The sequence below is a fragment of the Streptomyces sp. NBC_00377 genome (assembly GCF_036075115.1).
Taxonomy (GTDB): domain Bacteria; phylum Actinomycetota; class Actinomycetes; order Streptomycetales; family Streptomycetaceae; genus Streptomyces.
Genome location: NZ_CP107958.1, coordinates 7,410,070 through 7,430,706 on the forward strand (window position 1 = coordinate 7,410,070; position 20,637 = coordinate 7,430,706).

The window sequence follows — 20,637 nt, forward strand, 5'->3', positions numbered from 1 at the left end:
ATCCTCGCACGCCTGACATCGAATCGATGTAAACATCGATTCGATGTTAGGCTCTCAGGTATCCACCCATCGTCTTTTGAGAGGCACAGCAAGATGCCGGCGCAGTCCACCGAGTCAGTGATGAACCGCTTCGTCGAGTTCATCAACACGGGCGACGAGGGTCTCGCTCGCGAGGTCATTTCTCCGGACGCGGTGTTCCACGCACCCAGTCACCCGGAACCGCTGCGGGGGCCCGACGGGTACATGGAAGTCCTCGGGATGATGCGCAGTGCCTTCCCGGACGTCCAGTGGACGCTGGAGGAGACGGTCACCGAAGGTGACACGGTCGCCGCGCGGTTCACCATGCGGGGAACCCACGACGGCGAATTCTTCGGGATCCCGGCGACCGGCAACAAGATCTCGGTGCAGGCCATGAACTTCTACTATCTGGCCGACGGCCGGATCGTCGGCGAGCGGGGGCAGCCCGACCTCCTTGGGGTGATGCAGCAGATCGGTGCCGTACCGGGGCCGTGAGCCCAGTCGCGCTGGGTACCTCTTCATGTGCGGAGCTACCGCTCCCAGGGGGCCCGTACATCGCCGTGGCGGAGGGCGAAGGCACACACGGGCGCGGGCGGCCCTCTCGCTGGCGGGGCTTCACGTGAAGACCGCACAGTAGAGAGGCGGGGCCGCTGCCCTGCCCGCCATCTGAGCCGCTCGGATCCGCCAGGTCGGATGCTCGGCCGCCAGATCGGCTGCACAGTCACAATCAGTCGGGCGTCGCCCCCTGCATGGATTGCATAAACGTGCATCGAAACGTATAGTCATGCCATCCAGGAGGAGGAGTCATGGTGGTACGTGCGGCGGTGGCCGGAGCGAGCGGGTACGCGGGCGGAGAGCTGCTGCGCCTGCTCCTCACGCACCCCGGGGTCGAGATCGGCGCCCTGACCGGCAATTCCAACGCCGGCCAGAAGCTGGGCGCGCTCCAGCCCCACCTGCTGCCGCTGGCCGACCGGGTCCTCGAGGAGACCACCGTCGAGGTCCTCGCCGGACACGACGTCGTCTTCCTCGCCCTGCCGCACGGTCAGTCCGCCGCCGTCGCCGAACAGCTCGGCCCGGAGGTCCTCGTCGTCGACATGGGCGCCGACTTCCGGCTGAAGGACGCGGCCGACTGGGAGCGGTTCTACGGTTCCGCACACGCCGGGACCTGGCCCTACGGCCTCCCCGAACTGCCGGGGGGCCGCGCCGCGCTGGAGGGGTCCAAGCGCATCGCGGTCCCCGGCTGCTACCCCACCGCAGTCACACTCGCGCTGTTCCCGGCGTACGCGGCGGGCCTCGCCGAGCAGGAGGCCGTGATCGTCGCAGCCTCCGGCACCTCGGGCGCCGGCAAGTCGCCCAAGACGCACCTGCTCGGCTCCGAGGTCATGGGCTCCATGTCCCCGTACGGCGTCGGCGGCGGCCACCGGCACACCCCCGAGATCGTGCAGAACCTCAGCGCGGCGGCCGGGGAGCCGGTCACCGTCTCCTTCACGCCGACCCTCGCGCCGATGTCCCGCGGCATCCTCGCCACGTGCAGCGCCAGGGCCAGGGCCGAAGTCACCGCCGAGTCCGTCCGCGCGGCCTACGAGAAGGCCTTCGCCGACGAGCCCTTCGTGCACCTGCTGCCCGAGGGCCGATGGCCCGCCACGGCGTCCGTCCATGGTTCCAACGCCGTTCAGGTGCAGGTCGCGTACGACGAGGCCGCGGGGCGCATCATCGCTGTCAGCGCCATCGACAACCTGACCAAGGGCACCGCGGGCGGCGCCCTCCAGAGCATGAACATCGCCCTCGGCCTCGACGAGACCACCGGGCTTTCGACGATCGGAGTCGCACCGTGAGCGTCACGGCAGCCAAGGGATTCACGGCAGCGGGCATCGCCGCCGGGATCAAGCAGAACGGCAACCCGGACCTGGCCCTGGTGGTCAACAACGGGCCCCGCCGCGCGGCCGCCGGCGTCTTCACCTCCAACCGCGTCAAGGCCGCGCCGGTGCTGTGGTCCGAGCAGGTCCTCAAGAGCGGACAGCTGTCCGCCGTGATCCTCAACTCCGGTGGCGCCAACGCCTGTACGGGACCGAAGGGCTTCCAGGACACCCACGCGACCGCCGAGAAGACCGCCGAGGTGCTGGGTCTTGGCGCGGGCGAGGTCGCCGTCGCCTCCACCGGCCTCATCGGCGTCCTGCTGCCGATGGACAAGCTGCTCCCGGGGGTCGAGGCGGCCGCCGGTCAGCTCTCCGAGCACGGCGGCGAGAAGGCCGCCATCGCCATCAAGACCACCGACACCGTCCACAAGACGTCCGTCGTCACCGGGGGAGGCTGGACCGTCGGAGGCATGGCCAAGGGGGCGGGCATGCTCGCCCCGGGCCTCGCCACCATGCTGGTCGTCCTCACCACCGACGCCGACCTCGACAGCGAGACCCTGGACAGGGCGCTGCGCGCCGCCACCCGGGTCACCTTCGACCGCGTCGACTCCGACGGCTGCATGTCGACCAACGACACCGTGCTGCTGCTCGCGTCCGGAGCCTCCGAGGTCACCCCGCGGTACGAGGAGTTCGCCGCCGCCGTACGGACGGTCTGCGACGACCTCGGCCAGCAGCTGATCCGGGACGCGGAGGGCGCGAGCAAGGACATCAAGATCGAGGTGGTCAACGCGGCGAGCGAGGAGGACGCCGTGGTGGTGGGCCGCTCCATCGCCCGCAACAACCTCCTCAAGTGCGCGATCCACGGCGAGGACCCCAACTGGGGCCGGGTGCTCTCCGCCATCGGCACCACCCGCGCCGCCTTCGAGCCGGACCGGCTCAACGTCGCCATCAACGGCGTCTGGGTCTGCAAGAACGGCGGCGTCGGCGAGGACCGCGAGAAGGTCGACATGCGCTACCGCGAGGTCCGCATCACGGCGGACCTCGCGGCAGGCAATGAGTCTGCGGTGATCTGGACCAACGACCTGACGGCCGACTATGTCCACGAGAACAGCGCGTACTCGTCTTGACGTGCCCGCTTGGTTGTCACGGGTCCTCGTCGTCGCCGACGAGGGTTCCTGTTTCATCCGCGACAGCTCGCCCCGGACGAGTCCGGGTTGAGTCTTACACCGCCTCTGCTGGCCAGCACCGCCCGCCCGGCGGCTGATCCGAGATCTTTCGAAAGTCGGCTATGACCGTCAATCACTCAGAAGAGCGAAAGTCCCCGACCCGCAAGCACACCGCGCTCCCCAAGGCCCAGATCCTCATCGAGGCACTGCCCTGGCTGACCCGCCACAACGGCAGGACCGTCGTCATCAAGTTCGGCGGCAACGCCATGATCGACGACGACCTGAAGGCCGCCTTCGCCCAGGACGTCGTCTTCCTGCGGCACGCCGGCCTCCATGTCGTCGTCGTGCACGGAGGCGGCCCGCAGATCAGCGCCGCCCTCGACAGACACGGCATCGTCAGCGAGTTCAAGGCCGGCCTGCGCGTCACCACCGAGGACGCCATGGACGTCGTACGGATGGTGCTCGCCGGACAGGTCCAGCGCGAGCTGGTCGGGCTGCTCAACCAGCACGGGCCGCTCGCCGTCGGACTGACCGGCGAGGACGCCCACACCATCACCGCCACCAAGCACCAGCCCGAGATCGACGGCGAGTTGGTCGACATCGGACGGGTCGGCGAGATCACCGCGATCGACACCGGCGCCATCGAGGCGCTGCTCGCCGACGGCCGTATCCCGGTCGTCTCGTCGATCGCCCGCTCCCAGGACGACGGACATGTCTACAACGTCAATGCTGATACGGCGGCTGCGGCACTCGCTGCGGCACTTGGCGCCGAAACCCTCATGGTCCTCACGGACGTCGAGGGCCTCTACGAGGACTGGCCGAACAGCGATGAGGTGATCAGCCGCCTCACCGCCTCCCAACTGGAGAAGCTGCTGCCGGAGTTGAGCTCCGGGATGGTCCCGAAGATGGAGGGCTGCCTGCACGCCGTACGCAACGGCGTGAACACCGCCCGGGTCATCGACGGGCGGGTCCAGCACTCGATCCTGCTGGAGATCTTCACGGACGAGGGCATCGGCACGATGGTCGTGCCCGACGAGAAGCCGCACGCAGAGCCGGCCGCTCAGCCGGACGCACAGGGGGAGCCGTCATGAGCAACGAGGAACTGACCGCGCGGTGGCAGGGCGCGCTCATGAACAACTACGGCACCCCGCTGCTGCCCCTCGTGAGCGGCGCGGGCAGCCGGGTCAGGGACGCCGACGGCAAGGAGTACCTCGACTTCGTCGGCGGCATCGCCGTCAACGCGCTCGGCCACGCCCACCCGGCCGTCGTCGAGGCCGTGAGCCGGCAGATCGGCTCCCTCGGCCACATCTCCAACTTCTTCATGGCCGAGCCGACCGTCACGCTCGCCGAACGGCTGCTCCAGCACTTCGGCCGGGACGGCCGGGTCTTCTTCTGCAACTCGGGCGCCGAGGCCAACGAGGCCGCCTTCAAGATCGGCCGGCTGACCGGGCGCACCCACGTCGTCGCCACCGAGGGCGCCTTCCACGGCCGCACCATGGGCGCCCTCGCGCTCACCGGCCAGCCCGGCAAGCGGGACCCGTTCCTGCCGCTGCCCGGCGACGTCACCCATGTGCCGTTCGGCGACGCACAGGCGCTGGCCGCCGCGGTCACCGAGGAGACGGCCCTCGTCGTCCTCGAGCCGATCCAGGGCGAACTGGGCGTGGTGGTGCCGCCCGCCGGCTACCTCAAGGCCGCCCGAGCGATCACCGCGGCGACCGGCGCACTGCTCGTCCTCGACGAGGTACAGACCGGCGTCGGACGGACCGGGCACTGGTTCGAGTACCAGGCCCACGAGGGCGTCCTGCCGGACGTCGTCACGCTGGCGAAGGGCCTCGGCGGCGGGCTGCCGCTGGGCGCGACGGTCGCCTTCGGGCGGGCCGCCGAACTGCTTCAGCCGGGCCACCACGGCACCACCTTCGGCGGCAACCCGGTCGCCTGCGCCGCCGGACTCGCCGTGCTCGACACCATCGAGAACGAGGGGTTGCTGGAGAACGTCAAGCGGCAGAGCGAGAAGTTGCGCGACGGAATCGAGGGTACGGGCCACTCGTTGATCGATTATGTCCGGGGCGCGGGCCTGCTCCTGGGTATCGTGCTCACCGAGCCCCGCGCACCCCAGGTGCGGTCGGCGGCTCAGGAGGCCGGATTCCTGGTGAACGTGCCCGCCCCCGACGTCGTCCGGCTGATGCCGCCGCTGAACCTCGGCGACGACGAGGTGGAGGCGTTCCTCGGGGCGCTGCCCGGCATCCTCGACGCAGCCGCGGCGAGCGGGGAGTGACGATCCGGAGAACCGGAGAATGAGACGACGATGAGCCACGCGCAGGACCATGAGCAGGCCGGGGTCAACGGGCCCGCCGTGCCGCAGACCCGCACCGCGCGTCACCGCCGGATCGTGGACATCCTCAACCGGCAACCGGTGCGGTCGCAGAGCCAGTTGGCGAAGCTGCTGGCCGACGACGGGCTGAGCGTCACACAGGCGACGCTGTCGCGGGACCTGGACGAGCTGAACGCGGTCAAGATCCGCAACAACGACGGCGACCTGATCTACGCCGTGCCCAGCGAGGGGGGTTTCCGGACCCCCCGGGTGCCGCTGGGGGAGTCGGCGAAGGAGGAGCGGATGCGGCGGCTGTCGCAGGAGCTGCTGATCTCCGCGGAGGCTTCGGCGAACCTGGTGGTGCTGCGCACCCCGCCGGGCGCCGCGCAGTTCCTCGCCTCGGCGATCGACCAGGCCGAGCTGCACGACATCCTCGGGACGATCGCGGGCGACGACACGCTGCTGCTGATCAGCCGGGAGCCGGCGGGTGGGCAGGCGTTGGCGGATCACCTGCTGCGGCTGGCTCAGAACGGTCACTAGCGGCTGGCGCCGGGCCTGAGGGGCCGGGCGGCGCGGCCGGTCCCGTCGGCGTCCGGTGCGCGGGCGCCGAACCCGCGGCCCCCGGAGGGGGCTATCCGATGTGTGCCGGGTGCGGGTGAGCGGTGCCCGTCGCGCGGTTCCCCGCAAGCACAGCCGGGTCGGGTGCGGGCATCCGCGTGTACGCGGGGTGCGGGCATCCGGGTGTGGGTGCGTGGTGGTTGGCCGCGCGGTTCCCCGCGCCCCTGGGGGCGGGTGCCGGTGTGTGCCGGGTGCGGGTGCGTGGTGGCTTGTCGCGCGGTTCCCGCGCCCGCCCCTGTGTGGGTGTCGCTGGCCGGGGGGTCAGCCCAGGCGGCGGGCCAGTCCGCCCGTGCATCGGACCTCGTCGCCCGCCGTGATCAGCAGTGCCTCCACGTCCGGCAGCGACTCCAGCCAGCCCAGCGCCTCCCGCGAGCCCATCGCGAAGGCTGCCGTCGCCCAGCAATCCGCCCAGGTCAGCTGTGGCGCCACCACGGTCACGGCGACCAGGTCCGTCACCGCGGAACGGCCCGTGCGCGGGTCGACGATATGGGCGCCCCGCTCCGCCGTGCCCGAGGTGGCGACCGCCAGTTCGTCGGCTCCGGCCGCCGACACCACCGCCGCCAGACCGCCCGGCCGCAACGGATCGGACACCCCGACCCGCCACGGCCGCTCGGGTCCGGGGACGCCCAGCAACTGCACGTCCCCGCCGCCGTTGACGCTCACCCCGCTCACGCCCGCCGACGCGACCAGCCGGGCGGCGCGCTCGGCGGCCCAGCCCTTAACGACACCGGTCGGGTCGAGCCGGCCCTCGTAGCGCATGCTGAACCAGCCGTCGCTCACCCGCTCCGCCTCGGCGCCCAGCGCCAGCACCTCGGCCACGTCCGGATCGCACTCCTCGACGGTCAGCTCACCGCGTACCAGCCGGGAGACCTGGCTGTCCTCGCGGTAGGTGCTGAACACCTCGTTCACCCGGTGCAGCGAGGCGATCGCCTCCTCCAGCGCCGCCCGCACCGCCCCGGCCTCCCCGCCCCGTACGTCGAACGAGAAGACGGTCCCCATGACCTCTTCCGCATGACGCACCACGGCGGGGGCCGCCGCCGACTCGGCCACGGTGTCAGCCACCAGCCTGGTCCAGCGCCGACTGGAGGGACTTCTTGTAGCCCTCGCTGGTGTAGGTGGCGCCGGAGACGGAGTCGATGTCGGCGCTGCCCGCGGCGACGGCCTCCTGGTTGAGCTTGGGGACGGAGAGTTCCGTCTTCTCGGAGCTGGTGCCGCCCTTGGGCGCCTGCACGGCCTCCGCCTTGGTGATCTTCCCGCCCGCGACCGTGATCCGGACCTGGACCGGCCCGTACTGCGTCTGCGCGACGCTGCCGGTCACGGTCTTGGCCTGCGCGGCCCCCGAGGAGGCCCCCGCCCCGGAGCCCGACGACGAACCCGCGCCGGCCTTCGCCTTGTCCAGCGCCGACTGGAGGGACTTCTTGTAGCCCTCGCTGGTGTAGGTGGCGCCGGAGACGGAGTCGATGTCGGCGCTGCCCGCGGCGACGGCCTCCTGGTTGAGCTTGGGGACGGAGAGTTCCGTCTTCTGGTCGCTGGTGCCGCCCTTGGGCGCCTGGACGGCCTCGGCCTTGGTGATCTTCCCGCCGGCGACCGTGATCCGGACCTGCACGGCCCCGTACTGCGTCTGGACCGCGTCACCGGTGAAGGCGCCGGAGGCCTGCGCGCTGCCCGACCCCTGGGAGGACCCGGAACCGGATCCCGCGCTCGCGTTCGCCTTGTCGATCGCCGACTGGAGGGACTTCTTGTAGCCCTCGCTGGTGTACGTGGCGCCCGAGACCGTGTCGACGTTCGCGCTCTGCTTGGCGACCACGTCGGCGTTGAGCTTCGGGACCGCCAGCGCGGTCTTCTGGTCGCTCGTGCCGCCCTTGGGCGCCTGGACGGCCTCGGCCTTGGTGATCTTGTTGTCGACGACGGTGATCCGGACCTGCACGGCCCCGTACTGGGTCTGCGCGGCATCACCGGTCATCGTCCCCGAGACGGCCGCCCCGGACCCGCCCTGCGCCGCATCCTGCGCCGCCGCGCCCGCGCCCGCGCCGGCCGCCTGGGCGGCGCCCGGGTCGGACGACGGCTTCAGCGACAGCAGCAGCACGATCCCGGACACGGTCGCGGCGGTGGCGAGTACGACGCGCCGAAGAGGGTGGCTCTTCCTCATCGCTTTCTGAGCTCCTGATTCCCGTAGGTGGCGAGGTTCCCGTGAGTGCGGGTCGCTCACATCTCGAACGACTCGTGGTGGATGCGGCGGGCGGGGACCCCGGCGCCGCGCAGTGCCTCGAACACCCCTTGGGCGAAGCCGTTCGGTCCGCACATGAAGACGTCGTGGCTGTCGATGTCGGGGATCTTGCGCTGGAGGGACTCCGCCGAGATGTCGGGGCGCTCCCCGTCGGGGCTGTTCACGGCGTACATCAGCCGCGCCCCGCGCTCGTCGGCGATCTTCGCCAGCTCGTCCCACAGGGCCAGGTCCTGGGTGCTGTTGGCCCGGTAGAGCAGGGTGATGTCACCGGCCGCGCCCGGCAGCGTCTCGAACAGCGCCCGCATCGGCGTGATGCCGACCCCGCCGGCCACCAGCAGCACCTTGCCGCGGCTGCGCCGGGAAGCGGTCATCGCTCCGTAGGGACCCTCGGCCCACACCTTCGTGCCCGGCTGGAGCTCGCGCAGCGCGGCGCTGTGGTCGCCGATCGCCTTGACGGTGATGCGCAGCAGGTCGGGGCGGGGGGCCGCCGACAGGGAGTACGGGTGGGAGCTGAACCGCATGCCCGGTGACAGGAACCGCCACCGGAAGAACTGCCCGGCCTCCGCGCCCATCCGGTGCAGCTTGCGCCCGCCGATCAGCACCGACACGATGCCCGGAGTCTCCTCGATGACCGCCTCGACGCGCAGCCGGTGCCGCAGGTTGAGCCGCACCGGGGCGATGACGCGGTACCAGATGACCAGCGCGGTGACCGAGCCGTACAGCGCGTACCAGACGGTCTTCGCCGTCGGTTCGATCGCGAAGTCGTTGCCGGTGGTGATCTGGTGCCAGAAGGTGAGGAACACGGCCGCGTACGTCATCAGGTGGATGTGGTACCAGGTGTCGTACGGCATCCGGCGCCGCACCGGTCCGATCGAGACCAGCCCGATCAGCAGGAACAGGCCGGTGCCGATCGCCGCCTTGCCCATGTCCGGCAGCTGGTTGATGGAGTCGATCGTCTGCTGGACGATGTCCCCCAGCGACTTGCCGGCCTGGAGCGCGTACCCCCACATGATCAGGAAGACGTGCGCGAAGACCAGGCAGAGCGTGTACCGGCCGCTCATCGCGTGCCAGCGGGCGACCCGGTCGGAGCCCACCCGCCGCTCCAGCGCGGGCACCCGGGCCATCTGGAGCACGACGAGCGCCATCAGGTACCCGGCGAGCAGCCCGGTGATCCGTCCCGCGTTGAGGATCTTGCTGTTGTCGTCCGCGATGTTCGGCGTGTTGGCCCACCACAGCCACAGCACGCCCGCCGCGCCCGCCCACACGGCGAGCAGCAACGGGACGGCCGGTGAGCGGCGCGGGCGGATGCGGCGCATCGTCTGGCGGCGGGCGGCACGGCCGCCGGCGATCGTCGTCGTCACTGTTCCTCCGTGGATACGGACCCTTGGCCCTCAGATACGGGCCGGGGACGCGGAGTGTTCAGCGTCGTGGCGAGACGGTTCCGGGGGCGACCGCCGGTAACCCCCGGCCGTGCCGACGGGCTGCCGGCGGTCGTTGCGCGGGCGCGCACGGCGGGGCTCAGTAGCGGGTGATCGCCGTCCGCCCGCCGGCCGTGCCGATCGCGATGTGCGGCCGTCCCGCCGGCCGGACCCAGGTCAGGATCCGGCGCATCGCCGCCGCCGGCACCGACACGCAACCGGCCGTCGCCCCACGGCCGTCGACGTGCAGGAAGATCCCGGCCCCGCGGCCGCGCACCGGCTTGCCGTAGTTGAACCCGATGACCAGAGCGTGGGCGTACTGCGTGCGGTAGGTGACCAGGTGTTCGGACTCGGCGGCCCGGCAGTGCGCCGGCCGGGGCTCGGTCCACCGGTTGTAGGCGAGAGAGTCGTTGTCCTGACACCACCAGGAGTCCCGGCCCACCGGGCGGTAGGCGTACGACGTCCCGCGGGGCGCCGGCCGGATACCGAAGGCGTACGGGAGGCCGTACAGGCCGGTCGGCGTGGTGTACGTGCCCTGTCGGCGCGAGAGGCCCTCGACCAGGCCCCTGGCGCCGAACCGCGCGGGCGTGGTGCCGGTGGGCGCCCAGCGCCCGTTGCGCAGGTCCCACCAGGTGAGCGTGCCCGAGGTGGAACCGGCCCTGGGGGCCGTGGCGGTGATCAGCTGGGTGCCGCCGCCCGTGTCCGCCATCCGCGCGGGCAGTGGCGCGGCGGCCCCGGTGTCCGGAGCCGCACCGAGCAGGGCGAGGCAGGCGCAGACGAGGGCGATGGCGACGACACGGGGGCGCATGCTCAGACGCTAGGCGCGGACGGCGGCACCGGCAGGCCGGGTGGGCCGACCGTGCGCGGTGCCGCCGCCCGCACCGGCCGGCTCAGGTCACCGGGCCCAGCGGGTTGAGCTGGTCCGCCCGTCCCTCGAAGGCGTACAGCAGCAGGTCGGTCATCTCGAAGACGTCCCGGGAGTTGCGCTCCTCGACCGGACTGAGGAAGGGCCGCCAGAACGGGTCGCGCACGATGGAGTGCCGGCTGCCCTCGATGGCCCGGTGGAACACCTCGGCGACGATGCGGCCGCCGACGCCGGTGAGCTTCCCGTCGCCCCGCACCTCGGCCTCGCGCAGGACGTAGAACCACAGCGGTGCGCGCTTGGCGACCGCGTCCAGGAGCCCGGCGGAGAGCTGTGCCCCGCTGCCCTGCGCGAACTGGGCCGAGGTAGGTGAACCCCGACGGGACCCCCGGCTGGTCGGGCTGGTCCCGCTCAGGGTCCGTCATGGCCCTGGCCAGCTCGGTGCGGGCGTCGCGGTCGAGCTGCTGGCAGCGGAACTTGCGCAGGTCCGCCACCGTGCCGGCCGTCAGCGGCTCCGCGGGGCCGCCGTCCCGGGACTCGGCGAGGATGCCCTCGCCGACGACGTAGTAGGAGGAGCGGACATGACGTTTGCTCTGTGGTTCGCGTGCGGGTCGGAACATGTATCCCCCATGTTTTCGCGCCTGCGCGAGAGCGCATGCGTGAGTCACGCTAGGGGACGCAAGCGACGGAAGGGGGGATTCCGTCAAATGCCCCAAGATGCACAAGAGTTGACTGTCTGTACAGTTAGCATATGCACGTCAAATCGGGCGCAGGGGCAACGGCAGTCCGGGCAGTCCGTCCATGCTCGTGGCGATGTGCTCCTTCTTCGCGAAGTACGCGCTGAGCGACTCGTCGTCCTCCCGCGAGAACCGCTTGGCGTGCAGGTCGCGGTCCTCGTCGTACGTCATGAAGGGCACCGCGTACCCACAGGTGTCCCGGACCAGTTCGGCGTGCACCAGGATGATCGCGCGCAGCCCGTGCCGCGTCGGGTCCAGATCGGTGAAGCGGGCCAGCAGTTCCCCGAAGCGGGGGTCGTCACGGAAGACCGGTTCACCGCGACCGTGCACCCGCACGATGTTCGGCGGCCCCTGGAAGGCGCACCACATCAGCGTGATCCGGCCGTTCTCCCGCAGGTGTGCGACCGTCTCCGCGTTGGAGCCGGCGAAGTCGAGGTAGGCCACGGTGTGTTCGTCCAGGACGGCGAACGAGCCCTTGAGGCCCTTGGGGGAGAGGTTCACCGTGCCGTCGCCGGACAGGGGGGCGGTCGCGGTGAAGAAGAGGGGCTGCTGCTCGATGAACGTACGGAGTCGTCCGTCGATGCGTTCGTAAGTCTTTCCCATGTCTAACGATTATCCGGGAAAGCCTTTCGTGTGTCTAAGGAAATACCGGATTCCGCTCGGGAGGCGGGAGGAGGCGGGGTGCCGGACCGGAGGGGCGTGTTGGCAGGCTGCGGACACGCCGCGGCGGCCGCCCCGGTCGGCGTTCTCGGGGCGGCCACCGTGCCTGTCACGTCACTTGTTCAACGTGCAGGCGGCCAGGGCGTCGAGACCCTGCGGCTTGGTGCCCTTGCGGCCGATCGAGATGGCGATGCGGTCGATCGTGGACACCCGCTTGTCCTTCAGGGGGCCGAGGATCGCGTTCTGCACGAAGTTGGCGCCACCCTGGCCGACCGTGTTCTGGAGCCGGGTGTTGGCCTCGCTGATCTGCGTCTGGAGCAGCGTGAGGTTGCGGTCGACCTCGGCCTGCGCGGTGGCGGGGATCGCGGGGAGCTGCGAGGCGACGTCCGGGCAGGTGATCGTGCCGACGCCGTTGGCGCCACCCGCGTTCCCGGCGTTGTTCCCGGCGTTGCCCGTGTTCGCGTTGTTGCCCGCGTTGCCCGCGTTCCCGGCGTTGCCCGCGTTCCCGGCGTTGCCGGTCGCGCCGCCGGCGTTCGCCGCGCCGCCCGCGTTGAGGGCGCAGCCGGCCAGGGCGTCGAGGCCCCGCGGCTTGGTGCCCTTGCGGCCGATCGAGATGGCGATGCGGTCGATCGTGGACACCCGCTTGTCCTTCAGGGGGCCGAGGATCGCGTTCTGCACGAAGTTGGCGCCACCCTGGCCGACCGTGTCGACCAGCCGCTTGTTGGCCTCCGCGATCTGTGTCTGGAGCAGCGCGAGGTTGCGGTCGACCTCGGCCTGCGCGGTGGCGGGGATCGCGGGAAGCTGGGAGGCCACGTCCGGGCACGAGATCGTGCCCGGGCTGGCGAGCGTCTTGGCGTTGGTGGTGCCACTGCTCTTGGACTCCCCGGCGAGGGCGGAGTTGACGACCACCGCGCCGGTCAGTGCCAGAGCGGCGGCCGCGCCGATGACCACCACGCGACGCTTGTTGTACTTAGGAAGAGCCCTGGACATGCGGAAGCCTCACTTGGGTCAGGAGTGGGTTGACAAACGCGGCGCCGGCGTTCAGTCGTGAGTACGGGTAAGCGGTTGCCGTTGTTCAAACTCCCTTCAAAAACTTCTCGGACCGGGAACCGGGCGACATCGGGAGGTCGAATTGACGATTCATGCAGAGCGCTGCATAATCATGCATGTCGGTGAGCGCAGTCGTGAGGAGCAACGCAAGTGAGCAGCAACAGCGGTGACGTACGGCTCTGGGGCGGGCGTTTCGCGGACGGTCCCGCCGAGGCCCTGGCGAAGCTGTCCGCCTCCGTCCACTTCGACTGGCGGCTCGCGCCCTACGACATCGCCGGTTCGCGTGCCCACGCCCGCGTGCTGCACAAGGCGGGCCTGCTCACCGAGGACGAGCTCACCCGGATGATCGCGGGCCTCGACCGGCTCGAGGCGGACGTCGCCGACGGCTCCTTCGTGGGCACGATCGCCGACGAGGACGTCCACACAGCCCTGGAGCGCGGCCTCCTGGAGCGCCTCGGCGCCGACCTGGGCGGCAAGCTGCGCGCCGGCCGCTCCCGCAACGACCAGGTCGCCACCCTCTTCCGGATGTACCTGCGCGACCACGCCCGCATCATCGGCGCCCTGATCGCCGAGCTCCAGGACGCCCTGATCGGCCTGGCGGAGGCCCACCCGGACGTGGCGATGCCCGGCCGGACCCACCTCCAGCACGCCCAGCCGGTGCTCTTCGCCCACCACGTCCTCGCGCACGTGCAGTCGCTGTCCCGGGACGCGGAGCGCCTGCGGCAGTGGGACGAGCGCACGGCCGTGTCGCCGTACGGCTCGGGCGCGCTGGCGGGTTCCTCCCTCGGCCTGGACCCCGAGGCCGTCGCGAAGGACCTCGGCTTCGAGCGCGGCAGCGTCGGCAACTCCATCGACGGCACGGCGTCCCGCGACTTCGTCGCCGAGTTCGCCTTCATCACCGCGATGATCGGGGTGAACCTCTCCCGGATCTCCGAGGAGATCATCATCTGGAACACGAAGGAGTTCTCCTTCGTGACGCTGCACGACGCGTTCTCCACGGGTTCGTCGATCATGCCGCAGAAGAAGAACCCGGACATCGCGGAGCTGGCGCGCGGCAAGTCGGGCCGTCTGATCGGCAACCTCACCGGTCTCATGGCGACGCTCAAGGCCCTGCCGCTCGCGTACAACCGCGACCTCCAGGAGGACAAGGAGCCGGTCTTCGACTCCTGCGACCAGCTCGAGGTCCTCCTCCCCGCCTTCACCGGCATGGTCGCCACCCTCACCGTCAACCGCGAGCGCATGGAGGAGCTGGCCCCGGCCGGGTTCTCGCTCGCCACCGACATCGCCGAGTGGCTGGTCAAGCAGGGCGTGCCGTTCCGGGTCGCGCACGAGGTGGCCGGCGAGTGCGTCAAGGTGGCCGAGGCCGACGGCAAGGAACTCGACGGCCTCACCGACGAGCAGTTCGCGAAGATCTCCGCCCACCTCACGCCCGAGGTGCGCTCCGTCCTCAACGTCGCCGGCGCACTCGCCTCCCGCGACGGCCGGGGCGGCACGGCGCCCAGCGCGGTCGCCGTCCAGCTCGCCGAGGTCAAGGCGGACGTGGCGACCCAGCACGCCTGGGCGACCGCGAAGGACGCGAAGTAGGGCGACCGGTACGCGGGTCCGCGCGCGGGGCCTTCGAGGCACGCGCGCGCAGGGCTTTTCGCGCACACGCGCGCGTGAAGCGACGGCATCGCGGATACGTTGGTCGGGAACCGTCAAGGAGCCGACCGAACGGAGCCCGGGATGCCCTTCGCCCGCCTCGCCTCAGCGACGACCCCCACCTGCCACCTCGGCCTGGGTCTCGCCGCCGTCGGCCGCCCCGGCTACATCAACCTCGGCCGGCACGAGGACCTCGGAGAGGACCGCAGCGTCGAGGTGCTGCGCGCCCGCACCCACGAACTCCTCGACGCGGCGTACGCGCAGGGGGTCCGCTACTTCGACGCGGCCCGCTCCTACGGCCGCTCCGAGGAGTTCCTCGCCGGCTGGCTTAAGGCCAGGCCGGACGCCGCCGACGTCGTGGTGGGCAGCAAGTGGGGCTACACCTACACCGCCGACTGGACCACGGACGCGGAGCGGCACGAGGTCAAGGACCACGGCCTCACGACCTACGAGCGTCAGCGCGCCGAGACGGCCGGCCTGCTCGGCGACCGGCTCGACCTGTACCAGATCCACTCGGTGACCCCGGACAGCCCCGCCCTCACCGACAAGGAACTCCATGCGAGGCTGGCCGAGGCGGCGGCGCTGGGCCTCACCGTCGGTTTCTCCACCAGCGGCCCCGCCCAGGCCGACGCGATCCGCGCCGCCCTCGCCGTGACGGTCGACGGGGAGCCCCTCTTCCGTACCGTCCAGTCGACGTACAACGCGCTGGAGCCCTCGGCCGGACCCGCCCTCGCGGAGGCCCACGACGCCGGCCTCACGGTGATCGTGAAGGAGGGCATGGCCAACGGGCGCCTCGCGCCGTCCCATGCGCCGGACGCCCTCAAGGCCGTGGCGGCGGAGACGTCCCTCGGCTGTGACGCGGTCGCCCTCGCGCTGGTGCTGCGGCAGCCCTGGGCGGGCGTCGTCCTCTCCGGCGCCGCGACCGCGAGCCAGCTGGCCTCCAACCTGCACGCGGCGGTCGTGGACCTGGACGACGACCAGGTGGACCGGCTGACCGCGCTGGCCGAGGACCCGCGGACGTACTGGGAGCGGCGCGGCAGCCTGCCCTGGCACTGAGTTGTCCGCGAGCGGCGCGGCCACCTGTCCCGGCGCCGAAGCGGTCCGCAGGAACCATGAGCGTGAGTCGCACACGCCCCGGATGAGACATTCATGTCTCACATGGGTTACTCTTGTCTCATGACTGTCGATCGTGCTCATGTGCTCCGCAGTGCCGCGGCCCTGCTGACCCGTAGATCCACCGCGACGATGGACGAGGTCGCCAAGGCGGCCGGGATCAGCCGGGCCACCCTGCACCGGCACTTCGCGGGCCGCGACGCGCTCGTGCGCGCCCTGGAGGCCCTCGGTATCGAGGCGTGCGAGACCGCCCTGGACGCGGCGCGACCGGACGACGGGCCGGCGCGCGACGCCGTACGCCGACTCGTCCGCGAGTTCGAACCGGTCGCCGGCCTGCTCGCCTTCCTCTACACGGAGAACCAGCTGTTCGAGGGCGAGGAACAGGACCAGGGCTGGACCCGCATCGACGACCGGATCTCCGCCCTCTTCCGGCGCGGACAGCTCGGCGGCGAGTTCCGTATCGACCTCACCCCGGCCTGGCTCACCGAGGCGCTGTTCGGCCTGCTGGCCTCCGGCGCCTGGATGGTGCAGAGCGGCAAGGGCGCACCCAAGGACTTCCAGCACATGATCACCGAGCTGCTGCTCGGCGGCGCGCTGAGGCCTCCCACACAGGAGACCGCCGCTCCGGAGCCCACCGAGCGGTAGGGCCCGGCACGACGCACCCCGGCACCACGGATCCCGGCGCGCCCGGGCCCTCCGCGGGAGAGTCCCGGGGCACGCGGACCCGTGCCGCCGAACCCCGGAAGACAACACAGGACCACGCACCACCGAGAGAGGAACCATGACCAGCACCCTGCGGCCGGCTGCCACGACCGGGGCGGTGAGGCGCCCCGACCGTTGGCTCGCGCTCTCCGTCCTCGTGCTCGCCGTGCTGCTGGTGGCCGTCGACGCGACCGTCCTCGGTCTCGCGACCCCCTACATCAGCGAGGACCTCGAACCCTCCGGCACCCAGCTCCTCTGGATCGGCGACGTCTACTCCTTCGTCATCGCCGGCCTGCTCGTCTCGATGGGCAGCCTCGGCGACCGCATCGGCCGCAAGCGGATCCTGCTCATGGGCGCCACCGCGTTCGGGCTGATATCGGTCCTCAACGCCTACGCGAGCACCCCGGAGACGATGATCGCGGCCCGGGCCCTGCTCGGCGTCGCCGGCGCGACCCTGATGCCCGCCACCCTCGCCCTCATCCGCAACCTCTTCCACGACCCGCGCGAACGCAGTCTGGCGGTCGGCATCTGGGGCGCGACGGCCTCCGCGGGCACCGCGGTCGGACCGATCGTGGGCGGGTTCCTCCTCGAACACTTCTGGTGGGGCTCGGTCTTCCTCATCAATCTGCCGGTGATGGTCGTCCTGGTCGTCGTCGGCGTCAGGACGCTCCCCGAGTCCCGCACGCCGAACCCCGGACCGTGGGATCTGCCGAGCGTGCTGCTGTCGCTGGCGGGCATGATCGGCATCGTCTACGGGGTCAAGGAGGCGGCCACGCACGGCGTCACCTGGGTGTCGTTCGGCACCGGCCTGCTGGGCGCGGCCGCCCTCTACGGCTTCGTCCGCCGACAGTTGACCCTCCCGGCCCCGCTGCTGGACATGCGCCTGTTCCGCCACCGCGGCTTCAGCGGCGCCGTCCTGGCCGACCTGCTGACCATCCTGGGCCTGTCCGGCCTGGTGTTCTTCCTCTCCCAGTATCTGCAACTCGTCCAGGGCAGGCGCCCGTTCGAGGCAGGACTGGCCGAACTGCCCGCCGCCGTCGGCGCGGTGGTGTCCGGTCTGATCGCGGGTCGGGTGGCGCGCCGCTTCTCGGTACGGGCCGTGGTCTCGGGCGGCCTCGCGGCGATCGGCCTGGCGCTGGCGGCACTGACGCTCATCGACCGGAACACCGGCTACCCGATGCTGGGAGCCGCCCTGCTGGTGGTCGGCGTGGGCGCCGGCTTCTCCTTCACGGTGACCTCGGACGTCATCCTGAGCTCGGTACCGAAGGACCAGGCGGGCGCCGCGTCCGCGGTCTCCGAGACGGCGTACGAACTGGGCGCGGCCCTGGGCATCGCCGTACTCGGCTCCATCGTGACGGGCGTCTACAGGGGCTTCGCCGCCCCGGCGGGCACACCGGCGGGCGCCCACGAGTCACTGGGCGGAGCGGTGGAGGCGGCGGGACACATGTCGCCGTCCTCGGCCGAGACGATGCTGTCGTCGGCGCGGGAGGCGTTCGTCGACGGCATGAGCGTGGCGTCCGGGACAGGCGCGGCGGTCCTGCTGGCAACGGCGGCAGCAGCATGGTTCCTGCTCAGAGCCCAAAGCCTGGAAACCGCCGACTAGGCGGTTTCGTCTGGATCAGCGGGATTGATCTGGGCATGTCACGGATCGGGGCCAGGCTCACCCGAGGGAGTGAAGATCGGGAACTCGTCGAATCAGAGGGCCGTTGTGGACCGGGTGTACTGCGCCCGGAGTGCAGGACGGCCGCGCGCCACCAGGCCCGGGGCATCACCCGCCCGGGCCTGGTGGCGCCTGACCCGCCCGGCTTCGCGGCGCCACACCTGCTCGTAGACGCCGTTGCCGCTACAGGACGAACTGCGCAAGACCCACAACGCACCCGCACTCGTGAACTCAGGCGCGCGATTCGGGGGCGCGGGGAACTGCGCAAAACCCGGAGAGGCGCCCGCACCCGAATCCGGCCAACCGCCGGAGGCGCTACGCGGCTTTCGCCTTGGTGGCGTACATGTCCACATACTCCTGCCCCGACAGCCGCATGACCTCGGTCATCACCGAGTCCGTCACGGCCCGCAGGACATAGCGGTCCCGGTCCATGCCCTCGTACCGGGAGAACTCCATCGCCTCACCGAACCGGACGGTGACCCGCCCCGGGCGGGGCATCCCCGCACCGCCCGGCTGCAACTTGTCCGTGCCGATCATCGCGAACGGCACCACGGGCGCCCCGGTCATCAGCGTCAGCCGGGCGATACCGGTCCGCCCCCGGTACAGCCGGCCGTCGGGCGACCGCGTCCCCTCGGGGTAGATCCCGAAGACCTTCCCCTCCTCCAGCACCCGCCGTCCGGTCATCAGCGCCGCGACACCGCCGCGGCCGCCGTCGCGGTCGACCGGGATCATGCCGACGCCGGTGAAGAACCAGGCCATGAGCCGGCCCTTGAGGCTCCTGCCGGTGACGTACTCGTCCTTGCCGATGAAGAAGACCTGCCGGTCGCAGACCAGCGGCAGGATCATCGAGTCGATGAAGGTGAGGTGGTTGCCGGCCAGGATGACGGGGCCGTCGCCGGGGATGTGCTCCGCGCCCTCGACCCGGGGGCGGAACATCAGGCGCATGACCGGGCCGAGCACTGCCTTGATGAGCACGAAGCGGGACAACGAGCCCTCCGATGTCAAGGGAAAACGGTATGAAGTCTGTGCAGGTGAGGACGATACTCGCGGCCCGGGGGGTGACGCACATCGGGTCACCCAGGTCTTACGTACTGTTGACGTACGTTTACCTGTGCGGGCGTACCGTCGCCCGTCCGACACGCGGCCGGAACGAGACGGGCGGCGGCGTCGCGCTCAGCTGCTGCTGACCGGCTTCCCCGGTGCGCTCCACCCAATCAGCCGAATCCGACGGCCCGTCACATACTCGTACGGTACGCGCCATCCACCGTCACCCGCGTGTTGGCACCGAGGTCTCCCGGTGGTCATGTCCACGCCCCTACGATCGGCCCGCACGGACGAGCCGACCGCAGGAGGCCCCTCATGGGAACGCAGGGCACACACGGCACACAGGAGTCGAACCAGCAGACGGGCGCGGGCGCCACCGGACGGCGGGCGCTCCTCGGCGCGGCCGTGCTCGGTGCCACGGGAACGGTCCTCGGTCTGTCGGGCCCCGCCAGAGCCGCGGAGCCGTCCCGCTCCGGCAAGGGCCTCCAGGGCCTGCCGGTGCCCACGATCATCGGTCACCGCGGCGCCAGCGGCTACCGGCCGGAGCACACCTTCGGTTCCTACGAGCTCGCCCTGGACCTGGGCGCCGACATCGTCGAGGCGGGGGACCTCGTCCCCACCAGGGACGGCCACCTGGTGTGCCGGCACGAGCCGGAGATCGGCGGCACGACGGACGTCGCCGACCATCCGGAGTTCGCCGGCCGCAGGACGACGAAGGTCCTCGACGGCGTCTCCACGACCGGCTGGTTCACCGAGGACTTCACGCTCGCCGAGCTGAAGACCCTCCGGGCGGTCGAGCGCATCCCGGCCAACCGCCCGCACAACACGCTCTACAACGGCCGCTGGGAGATCCCCACCTTCGAGGAAGTCCTGAAGTGGCAGGACGAGCAGACCCGCAAGCGCGGCAAGCAGGTCTGGATCTACCCCGAGACCAAGCACCCCACCTACTTCCGCAGGCTGGGCCTGGGCCTGGAGGAGCGGGTCGCCAAGCTGCTCCACAAGCACGGCAAGGACAGGAAGAACTCGCCGGTCATCGTGCAGTCCTTCGAGCCGAGCAGCATCCAGCGCCTGAACAAGCTCGTCGACAACCCCCTCGTGGTGCTGCTGTCCGGCGCGACCTCGCGCCCCTGGGACTTCGTCGAGGCGGGCGACCCGCGCACGGTGGCGGACCTGGTCACCCGGGCGGGCCTCAGGGAGATCGCGGGCTACGCCCAGGGCATCGGCCCGACCCTCGACCTGGTGATCCCGAAGGACGCGGCCGGAAACCTCACCACCCCGACCACCCTGGTGAAGGACGCCCACGCGGTCGGCCTGATCCTGCACCCCTACACCATGCGCAACGAGAACCCCTTCCTGCCGACCGGCTTCCGCAAGGGCACGGACGCCGACGCCTACGGCGACTCCTTCGGCGCTTTCCGTACCTACTTCGCGACCGGCATCGACGGAGTCTTCACGGACAACCCGGACACCGGACTGCTGGCCCGCGCGGACTTCGTCAACGGCTGAGTCCTCGTTGGAGTGACAGTCGGCCGCCCGGGCAACCAGCCAGCCGGG

Annotated in this window: 19 protein-coding genes; 11 read left to right on the forward strand and 8 right to left on the reverse strand. The window is 71.0% G+C overall.

Translation table 11 applies throughout. The features are described from left to right. Positions 1-120: 120 nt before the first annotated feature. The 6 genes from OHS71_RS32910 to OHS71_RS32935 all read left to right on the forward strand — a co-directional run bounded on the left by OHS71_RS32910 (position 121) and on the right by OHS71_RS32935 (position 5,891). Positions 121-513, forward strand: coding sequence for an ester cyclase (locus OHS71_RS32910; protein WP_328482960.1), 393 nt, complete (start codon positions 121-123; stop codon positions 511-513). A gap of 311 nt (positions 514-824) precedes the next feature. Beyond that, complete coding sequence (gene argC / locus OHS71_RS32915) at positions 825-1,853, forward strand: N-acetyl-gamma-glutamyl-phosphate reductase (RefSeq protein ID WP_328482961.1); 1,029 nt, start codon at positions 825-827, stop codon at positions 1,851-1,853. Further along, entirely contained in the window at positions 1,850-3,001 is a 1,152-nt protein-coding gene (argJ, locus tag OHS71_RS32920) for a bifunctional glutamate N-acetyltransferase/amino-acid acetyltransferase ArgJ (protein WP_328482962.1), read from the forward strand. Before argC ends, argJ begins: the two co-directional genes overlap by 4 nt. A gap of 161 nt (positions 3,002-3,162) precedes the next feature. Next, positions 3,163-4,131 (forward strand): acetylglutamate kinase, encoded by a 969-nt coding sequence (gene argB / locus OHS71_RS32925; protein ID WP_328482963.1) that lies wholly within the window; start codon positions 3,163-3,165, stop codon positions 4,129-4,131. Next, entirely contained in the window at positions 4,128-5,315 is a 1,188-nt protein-coding gene (locus OHS71_RS32930; protein WP_328482964.1) for an acetylornithine transaminase, read from the forward strand. Before argB ends, OHS71_RS32930 begins: the two co-directional genes overlap by 4 nt. 30 nt (positions 5,316-5,345) lie before the next feature. Beyond that, positions 5,346-5,891: an arginine repressor gene (locus tag OHS71_RS32935; protein ID WP_328482965.1), complete on the forward strand. Its 546-nt coding sequence runs from the start codon at positions 5,346-5,348 to the stop codon at positions 5,889-5,891. 339 nt (positions 5,892-6,230) lie between these two features. On the opposite strand, the gene OHS71_RS32940 is transcribed toward OHS71_RS32935, so the two are convergent. The 7 genes from OHS71_RS32940 to OHS71_RS32970 form a co-directional block, all read right to left on the reverse strand. Continuing rightward, positions 6,231-7,031 (reverse strand): FAD:protein FMN transferase, encoded by an 801-nt coding sequence (locus OHS71_RS32940; protein WP_328482966.1) that lies wholly within the window; start codon positions 7,029-7,031, stop codon positions 6,231-6,233. Then, on the reverse strand, positions 7,024-8,118 hold the full coding sequence (locus OHS71_RS32945) for an FMN-binding protein (protein WP_328482967.1): 1,095 nt from the start codon (positions 8,116-8,118) through the stop codon (positions 7,024-7,026). The genes OHS71_RS32940 and OHS71_RS32945 overlap by 8 nt, the downstream gene beginning before the upstream one ends. A gap of 56 nt (positions 8,119-8,174) precedes the next feature. Beyond that, a complete protein-coding gene (locus OHS71_RS32950) occupies positions 8,175-9,557 on the reverse strand; it encodes a ferredoxin reductase family protein (protein WP_328482968.1) in 1,383 nt (460 codons plus the stop codon). Positions 9,558-9,714: 157 nt separating this feature from the next. Next, positions 9,715-10,422, reverse strand: a complete 708-nt coding sequence (locus OHS71_RS32955; protein WP_328482969.1) for a L,D-transpeptidase family protein — start codon at positions 10,420-10,422, stop codon at positions 9,715-9,717. A gap of 82 nt (positions 10,423-10,504) precedes the next feature. Continuing rightward, positions 10,505-10,735 carry a hypothetical protein gene (locus OHS71_RS32960; protein ID WP_328482970.1) on the reverse strand — a complete coding sequence of 77 codons (231 nt, stop codon included), beginning with the start codon at positions 10,733-10,735 and terminating at the stop codon, positions 10,505-10,507. Between the two features lie 499 nt (positions 10,736-11,234). Further along, positions 11,235-11,816 carry a pyridoxamine 5'-phosphate oxidase family protein gene (locus OHS71_RS32965; protein ID WP_328482971.1) on the reverse strand — a complete coding sequence of 194 codons (582 nt, stop codon included), beginning with the start codon at positions 11,814-11,816 and terminating at the stop codon, positions 11,235-11,237. A 171-nt stretch (positions 11,817-11,987) separates the two neighbouring features. Next, positions 11,988-12,863, reverse strand: coding sequence for a hypothetical protein (locus tag OHS71_RS32970; RefSeq protein ID WP_328482972.1), 876 nt, complete (start codon positions 12,861-12,863; stop codon positions 11,988-11,990). A gap of 210 nt (positions 12,864-13,073) precedes the next feature. Between OHS71_RS32970 and argH the strand changes: the two genes are divergently transcribed. From argH to OHS71_RS32990, 4 genes are all read left to right on the forward strand, one after another. Then, entirely contained in the window at positions 13,074-14,507 is a 1,434-nt protein-coding gene (gene argH, locus OHS71_RS32975) for an argininosuccinate lyase (RefSeq protein ID WP_328482973.1), read from the forward strand. Between the two features lie 141 nt (positions 14,508-14,648). Continuing rightward, entirely contained in the window at positions 14,649-15,620 is a 972-nt protein-coding gene (locus OHS71_RS32980) for an aldo/keto reductase (protein WP_328482974.1), read from the forward strand. A 120-nt stretch (positions 15,621-15,740) separates the two neighbouring features. Then, positions 15,741-16,322: a TetR/AcrR family transcriptional regulator gene (locus OHS71_RS32985; protein WP_328482975.1), complete on the forward strand. Its 582-nt coding sequence runs from the start codon at positions 15,741-15,743 to the stop codon at positions 16,320-16,322. A gap of 136 nt (positions 16,323-16,458) precedes the next feature. After that, the gene (locus OHS71_RS32990; RefSeq protein ID WP_328482976.1) at positions 16,459-17,982 is read left to right on the forward strand and encodes an MFS transporter; all 1,524 of its coding nucleotides are present in this window, start codon (positions 16,459-16,461) and stop codon (positions 17,980-17,982) included. Between the two features lie 372 nt (positions 17,983-18,354). Here OHS71_RS32990 and OHS71_RS32995 read toward each other — a convergent pair whose 3' ends face one another. Then, the gene (locus OHS71_RS32995; RefSeq protein WP_328484720.1) at positions 18,355-19,026 is read right to left on the reverse strand and encodes a lysophospholipid acyltransferase family protein; all 672 of its coding nucleotides are present in this window, start codon (positions 19,024-19,026) and stop codon (positions 18,355-18,357) included. A gap of 372 nt (positions 19,027-19,398) precedes the next feature. On the opposite strand from OHS71_RS32995, the gene OHS71_RS33000 reads away from it, so the two are divergent. After that, entirely contained in the window at positions 19,399-20,589 is a 1,191-nt protein-coding gene (locus OHS71_RS33000; RefSeq protein WP_328482977.1) for a glycerophosphodiester phosphodiesterase, read from the forward strand. Positions 20,590-20,637: the final 48 nt, after the last annotated feature.

Bases quoted from the DNA above. Each gene is read 5' to 3' on its own strand.
- OHS71_RS32980 (WP_328482974.1), top strand. From the start codon at position 14,649: ATGCCCTTCGCCCGCCTCGCCTCAGCGACGACCCCCACCTGCCACCTC.
- OHS71_RS32935 (WP_328482965.1), top strand. From the start codon at position 5,346: ATGAGCCACGCGCAGGACCATGAGCAGGCCGGGGTCAACGGGCCCGCC.
- OHS71_RS32985 (WP_328482975.1), top strand. From the start codon at position 15,741: ATGACTGTCGATCGTGCTCATGTGCTCCGCAGTGCCGCGGCCCTGCTG.
- argB (WP_328482963.1), top strand. From the start codon at position 3,163: ATGACCGTCAATCACTCAGAAGAGCGAAAGTCCCCGACCCGCAAGCAC.
- OHS71_RS32990 (WP_328482976.1), top strand. From the start codon at position 16,459: ATGACCAGCACCCTGCGGCCGGCTGCCACGACCGGGGCGGTGAGGCGC.
- OHS71_RS33000 (WP_328482977.1), top strand. From the start codon at position 19,399: ATGGGAACGCAGGGCACACACGGCACACAGGAGTCGAACCAGCAGACG.
- OHS71_RS32930 (WP_328482964.1), top strand. From the start codon at position 4,128: ATGAGCAACGAGGAACTGACCGCGCGGTGGCAGGGCGCGCTCATGAAC.
- OHS71_RS32910 (WP_328482960.1), top strand. From the start codon at position 121: ATGAACCGCTTCGTCGAGTTCATCAACACGGGCGACGAGGGTCTCGCT.
- OHS71_RS32965 (WP_328482971.1), bottom strand. From the start codon at position 11,816: ATGGGAAAGACTTACGAACGCATCGACGGACGACTCCGTACGTTCATC.
- OHS71_RS32945 (WP_328482967.1), bottom strand. From the start codon at position 8,118: ATGAGGAAGAGCCACCCTCTTCGGCGCGTCGTACTCGCCACCGCCGCG.
- OHS71_RS32970 (WP_328482972.1), bottom strand. From the start codon at position 12,863: ATGTCCAGGGCTCTTCCTAAGTACAACAAGCGTCGCGTGGTGGTCATC.
- argC (WP_328482961.1), top strand. From the start codon at position 825: ATGGTGGTACGTGCGGCGGTGGCCGGAGCGAGCGGGTACGCGGGCGGA.
- OHS71_RS32955 (WP_328482969.1), bottom strand. From the start codon at position 10,422: ATGCGCCCCCGTGTCGTCGCCATCGCCCTCGTCTGCGCCTGCCTCGCC.